This is a genomic window from Paenibacillus sp. BJ-4, assembly GCF_020404765.1.
Taxonomy (GTDB): Bacteria; Bacillota; Bacilli; order Paenibacillales; family Paenibacillaceae; genus Paenibacillus.
Window position 1 is genome coordinate 1 of the sequence record NZ_JAIVEM010000008.1, and the last position, 211, is coordinate 211.

The following is a 211-nucleotide window of genomic DNA, read 5'->3' on the forward strand; positions in this document are numbered from 1 at the left end:
AGGGGACTCAAACAGGATATATACGGTGTCAGGCCAGGAAAAAATAGCACAATTTACGCTATCGGGTGGACTGGAAGAAGGGAAGCCTTACTATGTGGAAATCACCTCGGGAGCACTGACGGATTCGGCGATGAACCCGTATGCGGGAATGCATACGCCGCAGGACTGGACATTCCGTACGGGAGATATGCAGCCGTATTATACGCAACTG

At 51.2% G+C, this 211-nt stretch carries 1 protein-coding gene; it reads left to right on the forward strand.

Annotated elements, in window-relative coordinates:
• Positions 1–25 precede the first annotated feature (25 nt).
• The coding region (locus LCF57_RS04060) for an Ig-like domain-containing protein (RefSeq protein ID WP_225999567.1) at positions 26–211 on the forward strand (186 nt) is incomplete at its 3' end.